The sequence below is a fragment of the Bradyrhizobium barranii subsp. barranii genome (assembly GCF_017565645.3).
In the GTDB taxonomy this organism is placed as follows: domain Bacteria; phylum Pseudomonadota; class Alphaproteobacteria; order Rhizobiales; family Xanthobacteraceae; genus Bradyrhizobium; species Bradyrhizobium barranii.
Genome location: NZ_CP086137.1, coordinates 101,124 through 120,156, shown reverse-complemented (window position 1 = coordinate 120,156; position 19,033 = coordinate 101,124). Strand labels below are relative to the sequence as shown.

Genomic DNA, 19,033 nt, shown 5'->3' with positions numbered 1-19,033 from the left:
CATACGGCAGGTAATGGGTGATGCCCATTACTTGCCGCAACCGGCACTGTCCGAAGTGTCAGGGGCCAGCCCGGGCCGCGTGGCTCGCCGCGCGAGAAGCCGACCTGCTGCCGGTTCCCTATTTCCACGTCGTCTTTACACTTCCCGCTCCGATCGCCGCGATCGCCTTTCAGAACAAAGCCATCGTTTATGCGATCCTGTTCAAAGCCGCCGCCGAGGCAATGTCGACGCTCGCCGCCAATCCACGCCGGCTCGGCGCCGGGATCGGCGTCGTCGCCGTCCTCCACACCTGGGGGCAGGCGCTGACGCACCATCCCCACGTCCACTGCGTCGTGCCGGGCGGCGGCCTCTCGCCCGATGGCGCGCGCTGGATCGCCAGCCGACCAAACTTCTTCCTGGCCGTCAAACCGCTCGCAAGGCTGTTCAGACGCCTCTTCCTCGAACGTCTGACCGCCGCCTTCGACGCCGGCACCCTGAACTTTTTCGGCGATCTCGCATCCCTGGCCAAGCCTGCCGCCTTCGCAGCTCACCTCGTCGCCATGCGGCGCATCAGCTGGGTCGTCTACGCCAAACGGCCGTTCGGCGGCCCCGCGCAGGTGCTGGCCTATCTCGGCCGCTATACCCATCGCGTCGCCATCGCCAACAGCCGGCTCGTCGCCCTCGATGAGGATCACGTCGCCTTTACCTGGAAGGACTACCGCCAGAACGGCGCGACAAAGATCATGAAGCTCAAGCCCGACGAGTTCATCCGCCGCTTCCTTCTTCACACGCTGCCCGATGGCTTCCATCGCATCCGCCACTTCGGCTTCATGGCCAACGGCCACCGCGCTGCCAAACTCGCCCTCTGCCGCAAACTTCTCGATCCTGAGCGGACAGCGCCAAACGATGGCGAGCCGTCGCCTGGGGATTCGGACGCTCTGACGTGGGCCAAGGTTCCCGCCTGTCCTGATTGTGGTGGCGTCATGCGCATCATCGAGCGCTTTCGACACAGCTTCAGTAGTTCTGGCGCTCCAACCCAATCGTACCGGTGCGACACATCGTGAGCCAACTCATCCCGTGCACGAAGATCGTCATTCGTCATTATGATCCCGTCGTCCCGATCATCGCAGGCGCTGCCGACTCCGTGCGGCCAAACAGCGCGATGGAAACTATTCGATGCAGCAGGCCATCGACCGCGACCGCCCGTAAAAGGCTCTCTGTCTCAAGTTGCCGTCATTGCCCAACCAATACGTCGCCGTGTCAGCTCCGCAGTCTGCCGATAGCAACCCGCGATCTCAAACTATCCCCATAGCCGCACCACCGTGCATCTTCTCCCGCGCCTTCGTTCAATCCGGCTTCAATGAGGTCGCGTGATAAGCGCTTGCCGCACCCTCGCGTGAGCGCGACCTCACAGAACCCTCCAGATTCAACGGACACTCCGTCCACTCCTGCCGCTCCGCGATTCGCTTTCACCTGTTTCCAAGCGTCCCAAACGAGTCGTTTGGGAATTTGATACGGCTTTGCCTCAGTCATCGGCTCCTCCCGTTTCCGGTTGGCCTGTGACTTTGGCTAGAAGATCGGGTCCCTTTGCTCCGCCCGCATTACCGGGCCTCATCACTACTACGAACCCGTCCGCCCCTGCGTCGCGCATTGGTACTCTGCCCTCGGCGGGTCCGCCGCCTTTGGGGTCTCCCTTGGCATCACGACGCAGGTTCCCATGTTCCACGCAAGAGCCTGCCATCGGGATCACGCCGCCTCTACACCGGTTGCCGCCCGGCCAATAGACAGGCTCTTGCCGCGCTTGATCCCAGGAGGTGGTATCGCCCCTGGTTTCGACAACACCTGAACTGTACTTTCGATGCATCATCGGCGGTTTACTTGCGTTCGTCTTCCCGTGGCTCACCTGACGGGCTGATTGCCCGCCTTTTCCAGCAACGCTCACCACCTCAGCCCTTGAGCTAAAGCAGCTTGTGGCGGTTTGAACTCTGATCCTGCAATCCGAGTCCGAGGGGCCTGCCCTCATCTCTTGCGCAGCAAGGCTGCTCGAAAGATGGTCTACATATTCAACCTCCTTCTTCGCGCCATCATGGCGCACATACCACGGTGCAGCCAAAGGCCGTTACGCATCCGACCGACGCGCGGCTGATGCATCGGGCCATCACCAAGCTCGTCGGGCTCGCCAAGCGCAACCGTGTGCCGCTGCGCCAGAGCTATCTGCGCTTGGCGAAGCGCGCCGCCATCATGGTCGGCCGCTATACCCACGCTCATCAGTGCAAGCGCGCCCGGCGCCAACTCAAGTTCCTGCGGACGCGACTTGGCCGGATCATCCGCGACATCCGCCGCAAGATCGATGGTGATGCGGTGCTGGAAGCCCGCTTCGGTCCGCTGCTCGAGTTGGCGCAGCGGGTGCGCGCCCAGGATCAGCATCAGCGCGTTCCGAAGGTCTATGCGTTACATGCCCCGGAGGTCGAGTGCATCGGCAAGGGAAAAGCCCGCGCGCCTTACGAGTTCGGCTGCAAGGTCAGAATCGCCACCCCCGTGACGTCCCCGAAGGGCGGACAGTTCGTGCTCCATGCCAAGGCACTGCATGGCAATCCGTTCGATGGGCACACGCTCGGCCCCGTGATCGCCGACATGGAGAAGCTGACACCGGCGTGCAGGCTCGCCGCATCCACGTCGACAAAGGGTACCGCGGCCACAACCACCCGCACCGGTTCAGGGTCTGGATCTCGGGTCAGGTCCGCCGCGTCACGACTGCCATCCGGCGCGAGATGAAGCGCCGCACGGCTGTCGAGCCCGTCATCGGCCACGTCTAGGCCGAGCACCGCATGGACCGCAACTATCTCAAGGGCCGCGACGGCGACCGCATCAACGCCGTCCTCGCTGCGGCTGGCTACAACTTCGGCCTGCTCCTGCAATGGCTTGAAGAGCTTTTGCGTGCCATCATCCGAACCTTCGCCGAAACTGTCCCGGCTCAAAAGATCGCTTAAATCAGCGCGCGCGAAGGTTCTTCACGGGCGACTCTCGAACAGGACCAAGATTGAATGCGCTTGGGGGCGGCTCGTTGCTTGCCGGCTTGTCGGCCCTACGCCACGCTCCAAGCAGCCGCTCCAGATTGGAGAAGCTGCCTGTGTATCCACGCCGCTTGACGTCGTGGAACAGATGTCGCCCGCAGCGATTTCCGTCTTTCCAACACCTGGCGAGAAACTCCTCGAAATACCGAGGCGATGTGGGGGTCAGCGTCGCTCGGCGCCGGTCCGGCGGCGCCTTGAATGTGAGCCATTTCGCCACGGTGCGGCGCTTATAGCCTGTCCGACGCTCGATCTCGCTATAAGAGAAACCTTTGTCGCGCAGTGCGTGGATCGCTGCGAAAACGTCTTCGCGCGACCGCCGATGCGCAAGGCGCGCTCGACGACGATAGACCGCAGCGTCGATGCTGTCCTCTTCAGACAGGATCGACCTTCCTGTCGTGCGTCCCGTCGTGCTCATTTGTTCTTCGATCGCCAAGCGAAGGTTCTGAACAAGATGAAACCGATCAGCAATTTGTATGGCCTGCGGCGCTCCCTCACGAACCGCCTGCCCGTACAGGCCGCAACGGTCCCGGGTGACGACCTCGATGGAAGGGTTCTTCCTCAGCCAAATTGCGGCGCTCCTCACGCTCCGATCCTCCAAAATGTCGACCACCGAACCGCGCTCAAGATCGACCATGATCGTGCCGTAGCGCCAAGTTTTCCGCCGACTCCAGTCATCAATGCCGATGACGCGTGGCGCTGGAGGATCGACCTGGGCGTCTCGTTTCAATACGCGCAGGATGGTGTCGTTGCTGATCGGCATGCCGAGGCGTTGCATCACGCGCTCACCCGGCCTGCCACTGGCGCTGTGGCCCAATAGACTGGCTATCTGCGCCGCCCGCTTCGTACGTCGGGCGTATGGCGACGCAATAGCCGAGGATTGATCGGAAAAGGTTTGACGGTCGCAGTCTGCCCGAACGCACGCCACCGCCGCACGCGCAGCCTGACCGTGACCTGCTCACCTTGTGCGGCAAGATCCTGCAGCCGTCTCTCACGCCATCGATGCGCGTGCCGGGATCGCCGATTGCAGCCAGGACAAATCCCATGATTGGCCATTTTGGCGTAGACGACCCATGTCCCGTCGCCAGATCGTGCCGCGTCATACGTCTTTACCGACTTATCCAGCGCCCATCGTCTCGTTGATCCCATGACTTTCTCCTGCCCTCATGCAGAAGATACCATCCCCACACAAAGTAAGTCAGATGGGGTATTCGGCCTGTTGCTGAGCCCCGCGTTAGCAGGGTGCTGCGCTTCAGGTTGATGATAAACGTGGTCTGTTTTCGAACAGCCACAAGCATCAGACGGAGAAGCGCAGCATGAAACATTACGCTGGACTGGACGTGTCGGTCAAAGAGACGTCCCTGTGCATTGTCGACGAAACGGGCCGCATTGATGCCGTCGCGGAGTTGGTAGGAATTGAGGTTGGCGTAGTCTCCGGGGTGTTGAACCTCGAATCATCCGGCGTTGAAGCGCCGGACTGGAGACCACGCCATGACGAAGCATACCACCAGGCCTGATTCTTTGCAGCCGACGACCGAGATGGCTGTTGATGTTTTCGACAACTGGTTCGACCCGATCGAGACTGAGGTAAGGGCTCGATCGCGCCAGTTCATCGAAGAATTGATCCGCGGCGAACTCGATGCCGCGCTGGCCAGACAGAGCTGGCCCCGCAAATTCGGACAGTAGCTTGAGTGGATTTTCTGCCTGACAGCGGCGAGGATTCTTGCTGCGAATCAGGAGCGAAGATGACGAAGAAGAGCCGCCGGACGCATTCTCCGGCATTCAAGGCGAAGGTTGCTTTGGCTGCGGTCAAAGGCGACAAGACACTGGCGGAGCTGGCGCAACTGTTTGATGTTCATCCGAACCAGATCACGATCTGGAAAAACCAGCTCCTGGAAGGCGCCGCCGGCGTGTTTGGGCATGACAAGACATCGGCCGAGACGCCGGTCGATTTGAAGGCGTTACATGCCAAGATCGGCGAGCTGGCGTTGGAAAACGATTTTTTGTCCGGCGCGCTCACCAAGGCGGGCCTGCTGAGCGCAAAGCGATGATCGACCGCGATCATGATCTTTCTATCGTGCGCCAGGCGAAGGTCCTGAAGCTGGCTCGCAGCACGGTCTACTATGAACCTCGGCCAGTTTCGGCCGAGGACCTTGCCTTGATGCGTCGGCTCGATGAGCTGCATCTCGATTATCCCTTCGCGGGAGCGCGTATGCTGCGATCGTTGCTGCGGCGGGAGGGCGTATACGCCGGTCGCCGCCACATCGCGACGCTGATGAAGCGCATGCGGATCGAGGCGGTCTATCGTCGCCCGAACACGAGCAAGCCGGCTCCGGGTCACAAGATCTACCCGTACCTGTTGCGCGGATTGAAGATCGAGCGGCCCGACCATGCGTGGGCAATGGACATCACCTACATTCCGATGCGGCGTGGCTTCGTCTATCTCGCGGCGGTCGTCGATGTGTTCAGCCGACGGGTCCTGGCCCATCGCGTCTCGATCACAATGGAGGCGGCCTTCTGCGTCGAAGCGGTCCAGGAGGCGTTGGCGAAGCACGGCAGGCCCGAGATTTTCAACACGGATCAGGGCAGCCAGTTCACCAGCCTCGAGTTCACCGATGTGCTGCTGGACGCGAAGATCGCCATCAGCATGGACGGCAAGGGCGCCTGGCGCGACAACGTGTTTGTCGAGCGGCTCTGGCGCACGGTCAAATACGAAGAAGTTTATCTCCGCGCCTACGACAGCGTGTCCGAGGCGCGAGCGTCAATTGCCAAGTATCTGGCCTTCTACAATCAGGGACGCCCTCACTCGAGCCTTGACGGGCGCACGCCCGACGAGGCTTACTTCGGCACGCAAGCTATGGTGATGGCCGCATGACCGTCGCCGACGGTTTTGTCGTCGCTCTGGTCGGGCTACGCCCTCCCGACGCAACGACAAAACCGTACAGCCCCGCGTTCAGCATAACCCGGCAGGAATCCACTTAAATCCAGCGGGGCGCTGTCCAAACAACCGGGGCCAGCTCTCAGCCGATGCGTCTCTCCAGATTGAGCATTCGCAACTTCAGGAATTTCGAAGCGGTCGACGTACCTTTGTCCGGTAACGTCGTGTTCCTGGGCGAGAACCGGGTCGGCAAAAGCAATCTCCTTTTTGCGATACGCCTTGTCCTCGATCCGGCGCTGCCCGACTCCGCTCGTCAGCTCAGGTTGTCGGACTTCTGGGACGGCTGCGGGGCGACCTACGATGACCCGATCGAGGTGCACCTCGAGTTCACCGACTTCGCGGGAGACCCGGCGCTCGTCGCTTTGCTGACGGACTTCCGGACCGCCCGTGATCCGATGACCGTCAGCCTGAGCTACGTGTTCCGAAAGAGGGCCGGCATGTCCGGTGCGCCGGAGACCGGCGCCGACTTCGACTTCGTCGTTTTCGGCGGCGGCGACGAAACGCGTCCGGTGCCTGGCCGTGTCCGGCGGAGGGTAGCGATCGACGTCCTGGATGCGCTGCGCGACGCCGAAGGCCAGCTTGCCACATGGCGTAGCTCGCCGCTCCGCCATCTGTTGGAGGAGGCCATCTCCGACGTTCCATCGGCCGATATCGATGCGGTTGCCGCGGAGCTCGACAAGGCAACCAAGGCACTGGAAAGCTTTCCGACGATCAAGACTCTTGAGGACGAACTGAGGGCCGGTATCCGTCGCCTGTCGGGGAAGGCGCACGACATCGACGCCAGATTGAGGTTCGCGCCATCCGATCCTCTCCGGCTTTTCCGGGCGATAGCGATGTTCATCGACGGAGGCAAACGCGGTATCGCCGAGGCGAGCCTGGGATCGGCCAACGTCGCGCTTCTCGCGCTCAAGCTTGCCGAGTTCGCGTGGCGCCGCAAGAAGAACGATCGGAATTTTTCGCTGCTGTGCATCGAGGAGCCGGAGGCGCATCTGCACCCGCAGTTGCAACGGTCCGTCTTCAAGAAACTGTTCGGCGATGAGGATCCCGCGCAAGCGCTCATCGTCACCAGCCATTCGCCCACCTTGGCGGCCGTTACGCCGTTACGCTCGATCGTGCAGTTGAGAATTCGGGACGGCGCGACGGAAGCGTTTTCGCTGGCGGAATTGCCCGTAAGCGGCGACGAACTCGACGATCTGGAGAGCTCTCTGAACGCGACGCGGGCGGAGTTGCTGTTCGCGCGGGGTGTGCTTTTCGTGGAAGGCGATGCCGAGGAGGCTTTGGTACCGGTCTTCGCGCAGTCGCTAAGCCGACCGCTGGACGAACTCGGGATCACGGTCTGCAACGTGGCCGGCGTCAACTTCGCTCCATACGTGAAGCTCGCCGAGTCGTTGAACCTGCCTTACGCCGTCATCACGGATTGGGATCCGCTCGACGGTTCGAAGCCGCCGTTGGGCCGGAAGCGCACGCTCGATCTATTGCAGGTCATGCTCGCGATCAGGGGCAAACCAGCGATGACGTCGAGCAAGCGGACTACCTTGGAAACCAAGGACCACGCCTACTTCGCGAAGCAGTCGACCAAAACGGGCGTCTTTCTGAACGACCGCACGTTCGAGGTGTCGGTTGCGAATACGCCGGCGCTTCTGAAGCCATTGCTCGACATTCTCGATGAGCAAGGTTTCGGATCGACCCGGACCCGCCGCATCGCCGCATGGCGTAAAGGCACGGTCGCTGTCGATCCTACGCAACTGCTCGCCATGATCGCGGATATCGGCAAAGGGCGATTGGCATCGCGGCTCGGCAAGAAGATGATCGGGCTTACGCCGCCCGGATACATCGCCGATGCCATCGAACATGTGGCCGACCGTGTCTGACGCGCGCAGACTTCTGAAAGCGCTCGACGAACTAGCGGGCAATCCCGAGCAATCGGCCGCGGTCGGTGAGAAGGGGCATTGCGTCGTCTTGGCCGGTCCTGGCAGCGGCAAGACCAAGACGCTCACGACGGCCATGGCGCGGGCCATTATCGAGGATGTTGTCGATCCGCGCGGCGTTGCCTGCATCACCTACAGCAACGAGTGCGTCGCCGAGCTGGAAACCAGACTTGCGAAGCTAGGTATCGCTCCTGGCAATCGCGCTTTCATCGGGACCGTACACGGGTTCGCGCTTAGCCAGGTTGTCTCGCCCTACGCGCGCTGCGTTTCCATCGGCCTACCTCCCGACTTCAGGGTCGCGACGCGCACCGAGTGTCGCACCGCGGTGGAGACCGCTCACGCCGCGGCGATCGGAGGCGGCGAGAATCCGCATCGGCGTTGGGAGTTTGCTGTCGAGAAGCGGCGTCGCGACGTCGATCGCTCCGGCCCCGAATGGAGGGGATCGAACCCCGAACTCGCTGATTTCATCGAAGCCTACGAAGCTGAGCTCAGACGCCTTGGGCTTATCGACTACGATGATATGCCGCTTCTTGCGTACCGCATGATCAAGCAACACGATTGGATACGTGACGCCGTGGCGGCGCGTTTCCCGATCCTGTTCGTGGACGAATATCAAGATCTTGGCCATGCCCTCCACGAACTCGTGCTCCTGCTCTGCTTCGGCGGAGGCATCAGGTTGTTCGCGGTCGGTGACGTCGATCAATCCATATACGGTTTCAACGGTGCCAACCCCGAGCTATTGGAAGGTCTGACGGATCGCGCGGACATCAAGACCATCAAGCTGCGCTTCAACTATCGATCGGGCAAACGGATCATTCGGGCGTCCATGGGCGCGCTCGGGGAGGACCGCGATTATCAGGAGATCGAGGGGGCACCGGACGGTGAGATCTCGTTCTATGAGGTTCCGCACGGGCTCGACGAGCAGGCAGAAGAGATCGCCACGAGCATTATCCCGGACATCATAGAGAAAGGAATCTCGCTGGGCGAGATCGCGGTTCTGTATCGGGCCTCTTGGCTCGGCGACAAGGTCGCGGATGCGCTGAGACAAGCTGATATACCGTTCGTTCGGGCGGACCCGAAGGGGCTGGTTCGTCGGAGTTCGCGGCTCGCCTGCTTCATCGAAGACTGTGCGAAATGGGCGACCGGCGGCTGGCGGTCGGCCGAGCCGCGCTACAGCCGGTTGCTCGCTCGCGCTGGCGCGTTCGTCTACGGTGGAGATGCGAGCGAGCAAGAAATGCAAGATCTCTCTGATCGGCTCATCGGGTTTTTGAACTCATCAATCGGCTCGACCGAGAGCACGCACGTCTGGCTTCAGCGGTGCGATGACGAACTCATCGCGCCGTGGCGTGACATATCTCGCAATTCGGAGTCGGATTGGGATGTGTGCTCGGAGATGATTTCGAACACCGATCCTGCGGACGATCTCGATATGTCCCTCGATCGTTTCGCCGGTCGTATCGAGGGATCGGGCCGCGTCACCTTGACGACGTTGCACAGCGCAAAAGGCCGGGAGTTCGACGCGGTCATCATGTTCGGCGTCAACGCTGCGGATCTACCGAGCTACAAGGACAAGAAATCCGCACATAGTCTCCGCGAGGCGCGCCGTAGCTTCTACGTCGGCGTCACGCGTCCGAGGAAGTCGGTGAGTTTGGTGTTTCAGGAGCATCACCCGTCACCTTGGGTCTGCGAACTCGCCGAGAGGATCGAGGGTTGATTCCTGCTTCCCGATCTCCCAGCGATCTGCCGCATTGCGATGTGGCTCGTCGTGCCGTCGTGGTCGCTACTTGGAAGGGATCCAGATTCGTCGATCGCTCGTGGATCATCCGATCTGGACGCCGATGAGTCCGGAAAGCCGTTAGGCTTCGACCGGCTCGGCCCGCTTTGCGACGGCGTCATAAATACCGATCTTCAGGGAGGGGAAGCGCTGCTTCAAATCCGAAGCACCCCGCTGCGCGCCTTCGCGGGTTTCGAATTCGGTCTTCACGAGTCCGTCGACGAGCAGCGCGAAACCGTCCGTCGGCATCCTGTTGGTCTTCATTTGATGGATGGATCGGTTGGTTGATGTTAGGCTGACCCAGATACGGCGAGTCGCGGCTGGCGATCAAGCCCAGGCTGTGGACCACTTCCCGAACGCGTCGCGATCATTTGCATTGCGAACAGGGCCGGAGCCTGGCTGAACGCGACACCTCTTCGACTTCTCTGCCGAGATCATAATCGATTGCGATCGCGATCCGTTCCCGTCGCGCTGACCGCCAAATACGTCGTGGGATGCGATTGCCGGGAGTTCGCGGTTAACGTGACGGCAGGACGATCGATCTGGGGCTGTCTTGTTTTTTAGAATTCAATTTTCCGATCTGCCGGATATACCGACGCCGCATCACGTTAGGTCCGGATTCGAAATGAAGTCGCTTGAAAGAAAGATCCCCAAAAGAAAAGGCGTCAAGCGCTACTTCGAGCCGATCCTCGCTAGAGCCACGCTGCGGGAGCGATTGATCGGCTGCCTGGGAGCACTCTTAGCGATCGCATCCACGGCACTGATCAGCAAGCTCGTCTTGGGTCCCGAGTCCCATCTACCGTTGATCGTTGCCCCGTTGGGAGCGTCGGCGGTACTGCTTTTCGCGGTGCCAACCAGTCCGATGGCTCAGCCGTGGGAGATCGTGGGCGGCAACACGATCTCCGTGCGGCTGCATTGACGGCGATCATCGGCGGACCGGCGGTGACGAATGCGGGCTTTATCTTTTCCTTTGCACCCGTCGCGCTGAACGGCCTCATCCTCTTGGCGATCGGAGGGTCTTTCATCGCTTGTCCGGAAGAAGATATCCCCACGTGACCGATGCGGTGACGCACCCGCGCGGGACTTCCGACGTGAAACCGAGTGTCCGCATTGGCTTTCAGGCACAGGATATCGACGACGCCTTGGAATCCTTCAACGAGTCCTAAGACATCAGCCGCTCGGACCTGGAATTGCTGCTGAGGGAGATCGAACTCAAGGCTTTGACGCGCACCCACGGACAGGTGACGTGCGCGGACGTCATGTCCCGTGACGTCGTCACGATCCCGCTCTCACGAGAGTACAGATCGTGCCCGCTCGCTGCTTTTGAGCCATGACGTCCGGACCCTGCCGGTTACGGACCCGCGTCACGATCGGATCGTCGGTACGGTCGGTCTGCGGGAACTGGCAGGCAGCGGTGCGAGCGTCGGGTCGCGAATGTCGCCGGCCATCACGTGCGGCGCGGGGACTTCGATCGTGGCTCTGACCCCGGCGCTCACGGACGGGAAGACCCATGCCGTCGTCGTCGTCGTCGACGACCTCAACGAGGTGATTGGTATCGTCACGCAGACCGACGTGCTCGCGGCGTTGGCGAAGCTTCTGCCTGTCGCGGAGTGAGACCGCCGATCAGAACTGCAGATCTTCGTCGCCGACGGTCGTATATCGGACGTCCGTCACCTCGCGCATCAACCAGTCGAGATAGCTGACGACGCTGGGATCCTCGGTCCCGACGAACGTTTTCCGGTTCAGGATGACGATATTGCGGCTGTCCTGGGTCTCGTCGCGTTGCATCGAGGATCTGAAGATGACCGCATCGCAGCCGAAAGACGACTTGAGATATTCCGCGACGATTTGGGTCGAGATGTACTCGCGCTGGCGTTCGTGCGGTCGTACGGGCCGGCTGATCTCGTCCTGCATCTGGTCGATGAATTCGTACCGGCTATGCTCGAAGAACAGCTTCCGGTCGGCGGCGCGCCGATCGAACACCGTGAAGTCGAAGACCTTGAGAGGCATGCGGGTCGCGAAACGTCCGATGGCGACCGAGTCACCGATGCTTGGCCTCAATTCGGCAATCGCGGTCGCACTCGAGAAGGCTGCGTAGAGCACGGGAATGAATTCGACGTTCATCCTCCCCGCGGACGTCCGGTCGAAAGGTGGCGGCCCTAGCTTGCTGGCGCCGTCCGCGTCGACGGCATCCTTGGTCAGACCGCCGTCCATCAGGCGGGCGCGATAGATTACTTGGCCTGGCGGTAGATCGTAGAGTGGCCTTACCGGCCCTTCGCCGTACTCTTCCGGTTTGCCGAAAAGGTCGTCAAGTTTGTCCTTGATGCCGAAGAAGCGCGAGGTGAATTGGACCTGTCTGCTGAACTCGTTCCACTGGAGGGAGTATCTGCGATCGAACCAATAATCGTCTTGGTCGGCCTTCTCTCGGGCATCGGCCGCCGCGATCGGCTCGAAATTGTGGGCATCCGTGTAGTACGGCTCTGCTCCTTGAGAGATATCGTGATCCGAAACGTCGGGCAGAGCGGCGATCACGGCTTCGACGACGTCGTCGGAAGCTCCGAGTTCTTCCGAAAATATCTCTTCGTAGGGCTGCCCCTCCGTCCCGTAGTAGACCTTGTCGCGGTCGTCGACCTCGAAGGTTTCCGCGCCCGGCTGATAATTGGACTGAAACCAGCGATCTGCTTCCTCCGCGAATTCATCGACAGTCACGCACGGCACGGAGGTATGATCGTCGTCGAAGTCGCAATTGCTCTCGACGCCGATCGTATCGATCCACTCCTGCAGCGGTCCTTCCTGAACACAGCGTGGGCAGAGTTTTCTGTCGTCGGCCATTCATCCTCGCGCGATCGGACCGTTCATCGTGACATGTATCGTGCCGACCGTCCGCAGCCAACTGGCGGCCCGTAACGCAGCCACGGTTTCTTCGGCGGTAATAGCCGGAATCCTGCGCCATCGGACGTGCCTACGCACGACGTAAGTGCGGGCCATTGCGAGCTGGCGCGCGCCCATTCGCTCTTTGCGTAGAGTTGCGTATCGGAACGTATGAGCTCTTCCAGGATCATGAGGGTGCCGATCGTCGCGACGGCATGACCCAGTCGACCGTCCCGGTCGTCATGTAGACGATGGCGCCCTTGCGGGCACCGACCGCCCGCAGATACTGACCGAGCTGGTTGCGGTAGCCGGCGAATTCGGCTTCCTTTGGGGCGACGTCGCTCTTCCAATCGAATACGACTTGGCCTTCGTCGTCTTTCGCGACGGCATCGGCTCGACCCGCGATGAGATCGTCGGCGGACGAGGCAGCGTAGATCGGCACTTCAGCGACCATGCGTCCGCGATACTTTGCGACATCCGGAAGGCGCCAAGTCTTCAGCGCGGTCGCTGCGATTTCTGCCGCTTCGATGACCGCTCCGGTCGGCGATATCGACGAAAGTTGAGCGAGTAACTCCGCGGATCGGCTGGTGACGACGGCCACATCGTCCTCGATCTCGCCGGTGATCAGCTCCTCCATGATCTTGTGCAAGAGGATGCCGCGAATACGTCCGCCCTCGATCGCCGCGGCTGGGCTGACCAGTCCATCGCCGCCCGCATCCTTAGACAACGGAGCCGTGATCACGTCCGGGTCGCCGTCGCTGGGCTTGATCCAGCGCACGCGCGGCGCGGCATCGATGCGGACACGTTCGTCCGCGAAGATCTCCGCGCTCTGAAGGTTGACGGCCGGTTGCTGCGGAACGATCGGGATTCGCGAGAAGCGGCCAATGTCCAGCTCGGGAATATCGTCGAGCTTGAAATCCAGCAGCTTCGCCCAGGAGGCGTCGTTGCTCCATGTGAAGTCCGGTATGACCAGAAGCTCCATCGCGCGCGTGCATGCGACGTAGAGCAGCCGCACGTTCTCGTCCTTCTTTTCGGCCTCTTCGGTCCGCAGCGCTTCTCCCAAGCCGGGCGGTACGATCTGCCCTAAGGCCCAGTGCAGGCTCTCGTCCCGCCGCCGATGCACGAACGCCTCCGCTCTCCGCGGCATGGAGGCCCGGTTGATCGGTATGACGACCGGCCATTCCAAGCCCTTCGAGCTGTGCACGGTGACGATCTCGATGGATTGGCCGTCGGCCTCGATCATGCCTTCGGGAGAACTCGATCCGCCCGACCACTCGTCGTCCACGTCTCTGGCGAATTGAACGAAGCCGCGGACGTCGTAGCTGCGCGCGCGTTCGATCAGGCCGTCGATGTTCGCGAGAGAACGGGCGGCCTGGTCGGCGCTACGCGCCGCGACGACGGCGCGGATCCGGAGCCGCTCGATGGCCTCCGCGAGGATCGAAGCTGGCGTCGTACCGTTCATGCGCCGGCGCAGGTCTCCCAGGATCGACAGCACCTCGCGCGCCACCGGATTTCCGATCGTGGTCGGGTCGGTTCGGAGAGACAGACCGACGATTTCGTCGGCTTCGACCGGCATGCTCGCGGTGATGTCGAGCAATTCCTGTTCTGTAAGGCCTACGAGCGGACCCCGCAGCAGGGCACCGAGAGCCAGCGTATCCCGCGTATCGGCCAAGGCGCGGATCAGCGCCACGAGATCCTGGGCTTCTTGACGCTTGAAGAGGTTCTTCCCGGCCTGGGAGGCGAACGGCAGACCTGCTTCCTCCAGCGCGCGTTCGTACCGCCAGAGATCCGTCGAGACCGGAGCCAGCAATGCGATGTCGCCCGGTCGCAAGCGCCGTCTCACGCCGTCGTTGAGCTCGATCTCGAGATTGCCTATCAGCCGCGCGCATACCTCGGCGACGACTTGTGCCTCTTCGTCGCGCGCGCCGTCGACCTTCGTCTGCGGAGGAAGGCGAACGGAGACCTTCGCCACGCACGGCACGCCGCCCCGGACGTCGTCTCGGGTGTTGCGGAGCGCGACGTAGCCGGCGTCCTGGGACGACAGCCGTTCCTCGAAGCAGCGGTTGACGTGATCAAGGATCTGGCCGCGGGAGCGGAAGTTGGCGGTCACCCGCAGGATGTTGGCCGGAAATTGTCTCACGATCGCGTCGCGCACGACGAGATAGGTCGCCAGGTCGGCTCCCCGGAAGCGATAGATCGCTTGTTTCGGATCGCCGACGACGAAGAGATTTCCCGGCGTCAGCGATCGCTCGTGCCAGCCGCACGTGACGTCGGACTTTCCGCACAGAAGGAAGATGATCTCCGCCTGGACGGGGTCGGTATCCTGGAACTCGTCGACCAGCAAATGTCCGAACCGCGCCGCGGCGGTCGAGCGGACGACGGCGTTGTCGCGCAGCACGGCCCGGCACGTGAACAGGAGATCGTCGAAGTCGAGTACGGCGGCTCGCCGCTTGAACGCCTCGTATTGCGTCATGACTTCTTCGAGCTGGGCGGAGAACGTTCCGATGATCGCGGTCGCGATCCGTCCCATCAACGTGCCGTAGGCCTTCTTGCATCGCGCGAAGTGTTCGTCCGCTTCGTCGGCCAGCCGATCGCCGTTCTCCTTCCCGCCCGCCTTCTTCCACAAGGTCCGTCGCTGATACTCCCGCAGATCGAACGTTGCCTTCCGCATGATCGGAAGCCACGCCGGATGGGCCAACATCCATAGACCTTCGAAGTCGGGCATGGGATCGAAGCGTCCGCGGAAATGCGTCACCAGGGACTCGAGCGCCACGATGTCGGGATCGGCTTCCGGCGGCACGTCGACCCCGTCGCACCACCGGCGGAATTCGCGCACGGCCTCTGCAAGGTCGAGGTCGGCATCGGAATCGAGGTCGGCGGGGAGGGGGCGCCCGGACCGAAAGCGGCGACGGAATTTCGCGAAGCTGCGGAGCAATCCTTCGGCTCCGATCGGATCCCGGCGCGCGACGGACGTGATGGGATCGCTCGTCGACGCCGGCGCGTCGCGATCCAGCCGGTCGCGCCACCATCGGTTGAAGATCGCGTCAAAGGCGAAATCGGCCTGATCCCCGTCTAGGATTTCCGCACCGGGATCGATTGACGCTTCCACCGCGTACGTGAGAAGGAGATCGTGGCAGAAGGAATGGATCGTTCCGCACGTAAGCTCGTCCAGCCGGTCCGCCGCGGCGCGAAGCGTGGCTTTCTGGACGGCGTCGGGGCCTGACGGCATCGCCGGCCTGAGTTCGTCCGGAATCTTTCCCTGAAGGATTCGTTCGAGATATGACGCAATACGTTGGCGCAGTTCGCCTGCGGCGAGTTCGGTGAAGGTGATGGCGGCGATGGAGCCGGGATCGGTGCCTGCCGCGAGGAGCATCACGACGCGGCCCGCGAGCAGCGACGTCTTTCCGGTGCCGGCCGCGGCCTCTACGAGAAGGCACGATTTCAGATCGGTCAGAGCCCTCAGGCGCTCGGCTTCGTCCGCGATCGCCTTCATCTAGCGCTCCAGAACCGGAAGAGGGCCTCGTTGGCCTTGTTGGTCGCGATCAACTTGCGTCGTTGGTATCCGGGCGACGCGGGAAGCGCCAACCGCAGGTCGTTGGAGCCGTCGAACGACTGCCGGCCCGGCGTGACGGTGCCGCTTCGGATCATCGCGACGGCGACGTTGATGAAGGCGGCTATCTGCTCGATGGTGGCGTCGAGCTCGATGAGGCGCAGCGCGAGCGTGTCGCCCCGCAGGTACAGCAGCCTGGCGACGACCGTGGGTTCGCCTTCGAGCAGTTGGCGGCAGGCGAGACCGTACAACGCCCGTTGCAGTTCGGAGCCGCCGCCGATCACGATGCGTCCGGGGTCTCGAGGTGCCTCGCCCGTCTTGTAGTCGGTGACGCGGACCGCGTTGCCCGAACTCGTGAGATCCAGGCGATCGATGGTGCCGCGCAGGGTGACTGGTGTTCCGGTCACCGCGACCGGAATTCTCGGATCCCAAGGCAGCTCCCGTTCGGCGACGAAGGATTCGGGCTGACCGAACGGCACCTCCGTCCAGCTCCGGGTGCCGGAGTCCGATATTTCCCGCCGCATCAATCCCGCGAGCGCCAGGCTGGCGGCGAAGTCTACGGTGTTGCGCCATAGCATCGTCGGGGGTACCTGCTCCCGCAGAGGCCAGTCGTCCCGGACGGTCCCGGCCGCTTTGGCGAGTGCGTTTTCGATCTCGGTATCGGAGGCCGCGGTGTATCCCGGGCGCGGTTCGAGCATGTCGACCGTACGGCGCAGAAGCTCGTGCACGAGCTTGCCGAAATGGTCGGCGGAGATCGTCATCGGCTGCTCGCGGTCGCGCGGCGCGTTCCATCCGAGCGCGTAGCGCCACACGAAGCCCAAGGGATCGCGCAGCATCAGGCGCAAGGACGTCGGAGACTGGACGCGCTCGATGGCCCTGGAGATCGCGGGATGGTCGGCATCGTACTTGCCGTCGTTGGCCGTTAGCTGCGCGACGTGCCAGTTTCGCCAGCACGTGTCTGCGGCCTTCAACCGATCTACGTTCGCCGCTTCTTGCGGGCGCGCCATGATGCGATCCGCTTCGTTCCAGGCGTGCTCCGGAATACGGGCGCGTGAAAGCTGGGTTTCCACCCGGTCTTCCAGCAAGGGGCTTCGCCCGACGCGGCTGCCTTGCGCGCTTCGACGGCCGCCCGAGAGTACGGCTCCGCCGGTTGCCGCCTCGAGGACGATCCGGAAGTGCCTGCGGTCGGCCTTCGCGACGGGATCGAAGTCCAACGACTCGGCCGATAGGACATGCGCGGGCACGATCGAGTCTTCGCCTTGGCGCCGAGGCCAGTTGCGGTTGGTCAGGCCGAGCAGGCGGACGAACGGGCGCGGTGCCGATGCCAGGTCTTTCGCCGAGCACCAGACCACCGAACAGGCGGCGTCGTTCTCGGATTCGAATTTCGCGGAACGTAGCGAAAGCTCGATGGCTTCGGGCGGAGCGCTCCGCAATGCGGCCTGCCATAGCTGCAGCGCCCGTCCCCGCAGCAACAGGCCGGCGGCCTCGGTGGTTGCTGAAATTCCTTTTTCGAGCACCTCGATGACCGGCAGGATCGCCTGCACGCCCGCCAATGCGGCATCGACCGCTATGGCGGCAGAGATCGCTCGCCGCCATTCGTCCGGACGCGACAAGGTAGCGCCGCGGGGCACCGCGGTCGGCCATCGGTCGGGCAAGGAATCGAGCGCGTTTCGCTCGCCCCGGCATAGCGAGACGAGGCGTCGGACGCGCTGTTGGTTGAGACCGCGCTGTAGGACGTCGGCCAGCGCCGCGCATCGCTGCCCGTCGCGGGTTGAGAGTGCCGGTATGCCGTGCGGGAAGGCGACCGGGAAACCCGCGTCCGAGGCGAGGGCCCGGAAATGGTCGTCCCAACTCGAGGTCGCGGCCGACACGATCGCGATCTGGCAGGGCTCGGCGGTCCCGGCCACGATCAGTTGGCGTGCCCATCGCAGGCTCTCGACCACTTCGTGGCGAGGATCCGCGCAGGAGACGACGGCCGGCGCGGCGGGCTCGCCGTTCGCCCCACGGAGAACCTTGCCGCCGAACCATCCGGCTTCGGCGTGTTCGGACGCCAGCCAGTCGACCGGGACCTCTTTGATGAGTGCTTCGATCAACGGACGCCATAGCGGCGGGATCGCGGAGAGGCGCTCGATGGTCGTCGGGCCGATCAGGCGACGGGCATGACGGATTCGGGCGAGTGCGGCGTCGCGCAGATCGACGGGAGACGCCATGGCCATCGGAAGTGCGGCCCTAACGCGGGATTCGATCGCGACCAGGTCGTCGAAACGAGCGACCGTGGTGCTGGCGAACCGGATGGGTACGTCGGCGTCCCAGACCTTGCGCAGCGCCCGAGAGACCGCCCGCGTCATTCCCGGCAGGTCACGCACCGCTTCGATCTCAAGGAAACCGCCTTCCGCGAGCGCTGCCTGGACGGCAAGGTCCAGATGCTCGGAGGTGATGGGAGATCGAAAGCCGCCGGCCAGCCGCGCGGCGACCTGGGGAAGCGTCAGGATCTGCAGGCCGATCTCGCCGGAGCGTGCGGCTTCGGCGCGCCGCATTTGGAACGCCAGCGGACCACCAACGATTGATGTTCGGATTTCGACCACAGGGCTGACTTTCGAGACTCGTACCGGGGCATGATCTTAGCACCCCGAATTTGGACGGGCCCGGAATTGGCGCGAAATTTCTTGGACTTGGGGCGATCGCGGCCGCCGGGTCGAGGCATGTCCCGGCGACGGGGATTTCGGAGCATCCATCGACGGTGCGCTTGAGGACGCGACTGGGGATTATCGGGTTGCGGTCGGCGGAGGAGGGATAGGCATACGGTTCGCGATGGCCCGGAAATCGGCGGATGCCGCGATGAAACCCGACGTGCTGGTCGAGTCGCTGGCGTGCCAGGAGGCGATGAACCTCGTCAGGGCGCACGGAACGAAGCCGCGTTCC

The 19,033-nt window shown here is 62.8% G+C and carries 8 protein-coding genes and 5 pseudogenes; 8 read left to right on the top strand and 5 right to left on the bottom strand.

Going from position 1 to position 19,033, the window contains the following annotated elements:
* Positions 1–29: 29 nt before the first annotated feature.
* Positions 30–1,043: pseudogene (locus J4G43_RS52325) on the top strand (IS91 family transposase); the annotation flags it as partial.
* 1,033 nt (positions 1,044–2,076) lie between these two features.
* Positions 2,077–2,969: pseudogene (locus J4G43_RS52320) on the top strand (IS5 family transposase); the annotation flags it as partial.
* A gap of 31 nt (positions 2,970–3,000) precedes the next feature.
* On the opposite strand, the pseudogene J4G43_RS52315 reads toward J4G43_RS52320, so the two are convergent.
* A pseudogene (locus J4G43_RS52315) lies at positions 3,001–4,199 on the bottom strand (ISL3 family transposase); the annotation flags it as partial.
* 167 nt (positions 4,200–4,366) lie between these two features.
* Here J4G43_RS52315 and J4G43_RS52310 point away from each other — a divergent pair.
* The 5 genes and pseudogenes from J4G43_RS52310 to J4G43_RS52290 all read left to right on the top strand — a co-directional run bounded on the left by J4G43_RS52310 (position 4,367) and on the right by J4G43_RS52290 (position 9,630).
* Positions 4,367–4,567, top strand: coding sequence for a hypothetical protein (locus J4G43_RS52310; RefSeq protein ID WP_208089830.1), 201 nt, complete (start codon positions 4,367–4,369; stop codon positions 4,565–4,567).
* Positions 4,542–4,721, top strand: a pseudogene (locus J4G43_RS52305) (IS256 family transposase); the annotation flags it as partial. The gene J4G43_RS52310 and the pseudogene J4G43_RS52305, both read left to right, overlap by 26 nt.
* A 74-nt stretch (positions 4,722–4,795) precedes the next feature.
* Positions 4,796–5,925 (top strand): IS3-like element ISRj2 family transposase gene (locus J4G43_RS52300; RefSeq protein ID WP_085967151.1). Its coding sequence is split into 2 segments (ribosomal slippage): positions 4,796–5,048 and positions 5,048–5,925, totalling 1,131 coding nucleotides; the frame shifts between segments, so codons are not numbered across the junction.
* Between the two features lie 152 nt (positions 5,926–6,077).
* Positions 6,078–7,859 carry an ATP-dependent nuclease gene (locus J4G43_RS52295; RefSeq protein WP_208089814.1) on the top strand — a complete coding sequence of 594 codons (1,782 nt, stop codon included), beginning with the start codon at positions 6,078–6,080 and terminating at the stop codon, positions 7,857–7,859.
* Complete coding sequence (locus J4G43_RS52290; protein ID WP_225005938.1) at positions 7,828–9,630, top strand: ATP-dependent helicase; 1,803 nt, start codon at positions 7,828–7,830, stop codon at positions 9,628–9,630. The genes J4G43_RS52295 and J4G43_RS52290 overlap by 32 nt, the downstream gene beginning before the upstream one ends.
* 141 nt (positions 9,631–9,771) lie before the next feature.
* Here the strand turns inward: J4G43_RS52290 and J4G43_RS52285 are convergent, their stop codons facing one another.
* The gene (locus J4G43_RS52285) at positions 9,772–9,954 is read right to left on the bottom strand and encodes a hypothetical protein (RefSeq protein WP_208089813.1); all 183 of its coding nucleotides are present in this window, start codon (positions 9,952–9,954) and stop codon (positions 9,772–9,774) included.
* A 361-nt stretch (positions 9,955–10,315) separates the two neighbouring features.
* Between J4G43_RS52285 and J4G43_RS52280 the strand changes: the two are divergent.
* Positions 10,316–11,304 (top strand): annotated as a pseudogene (locus J4G43_RS52280) (HPP family protein).
* A gap of 9 nt (positions 11,305–11,313) precedes the next feature.
* On the opposite strand, the gene J4G43_RS52275 reads toward J4G43_RS52280, so the two are convergent.
* From J4G43_RS52275 to J4G43_RS52265, 3 genes are all read right to left on the bottom strand, one after another.
* Positions 11,314–12,522 (bottom strand): RES family NAD+ phosphorylase, encoded by a 1,209-nt coding sequence (locus J4G43_RS52275; protein ID WP_208089812.1) that lies wholly within the window; start codon positions 12,520–12,522, stop codon positions 11,314–11,316.
* Positions 12,523–12,748: 226 nt separating this feature from the next.
* Positions 12,749–16,054 (bottom strand): UvrD-helicase domain-containing protein, encoded by a 3,306-nt coding sequence (locus J4G43_RS52270; protein ID WP_208089811.1) that lies wholly within the window; start codon positions 16,052–16,054, stop codon positions 12,749–12,751.
* Positions 16,051–18,648, bottom strand: coding sequence for a PD-(D/E)XK nuclease family protein (locus J4G43_RS52265; protein ID WP_208089810.1), 2,598 nt, complete (start codon positions 18,646–18,648; stop codon positions 16,051–16,053). Before J4G43_RS52265 ends, J4G43_RS52270 begins: the two co-directional genes overlap by 4 nt.
* Positions 18,649–19,033: the final 385 nt, after the last annotated feature.

Bases quoted from the DNA above. Each gene is read 5' to 3' on its own strand.
- J4G43_RS52270 (WP_208089811.1), bottom strand. From the start codon at position 16,054: ATGAAGGCGATCGCGGACGAAGCCGAGCGCCTGAGGGCTCTGACCGAT.
- J4G43_RS52285 (WP_208089813.1), bottom strand. From the start codon at position 9,954: ATGAAGACCAACAGGATGCCGACGGACGGTTTCGCGCTGCTCGTCGAC.
- J4G43_RS52290 (WP_225005938.1), top strand. From the start codon at position 7,828: ATGCCATCGAACATGTGGCCGACCGTGTCTGACGCGCGCAGACTTCTG.
- J4G43_RS52275 (WP_208089812.1), bottom strand. From the start codon at position 12,522: ATGGCCGACGACAGAAAACTCTGCCCACGCTGTGTTCAGGAAGGACCG.
- J4G43_RS52310 (WP_208089830.1), top strand. From the start codon at position 4,367: ATGAAACATTACGCTGGACTGGACGTGTCGGTCAAAGAGACGTCCCTG.
- J4G43_RS52265 (WP_208089810.1), bottom strand. From the start codon at position 18,648: ATGCGGCGCGCCGAAGCCGCACGCTCCGGCGAGATCGGCCTGCAGATC.
- J4G43_RS52295 (WP_208089814.1), top strand. From the start codon at position 6,078: ATGCGTCTCTCCAGATTGAGCATTCGCAACTTCAGGAATTTCGAAGCG.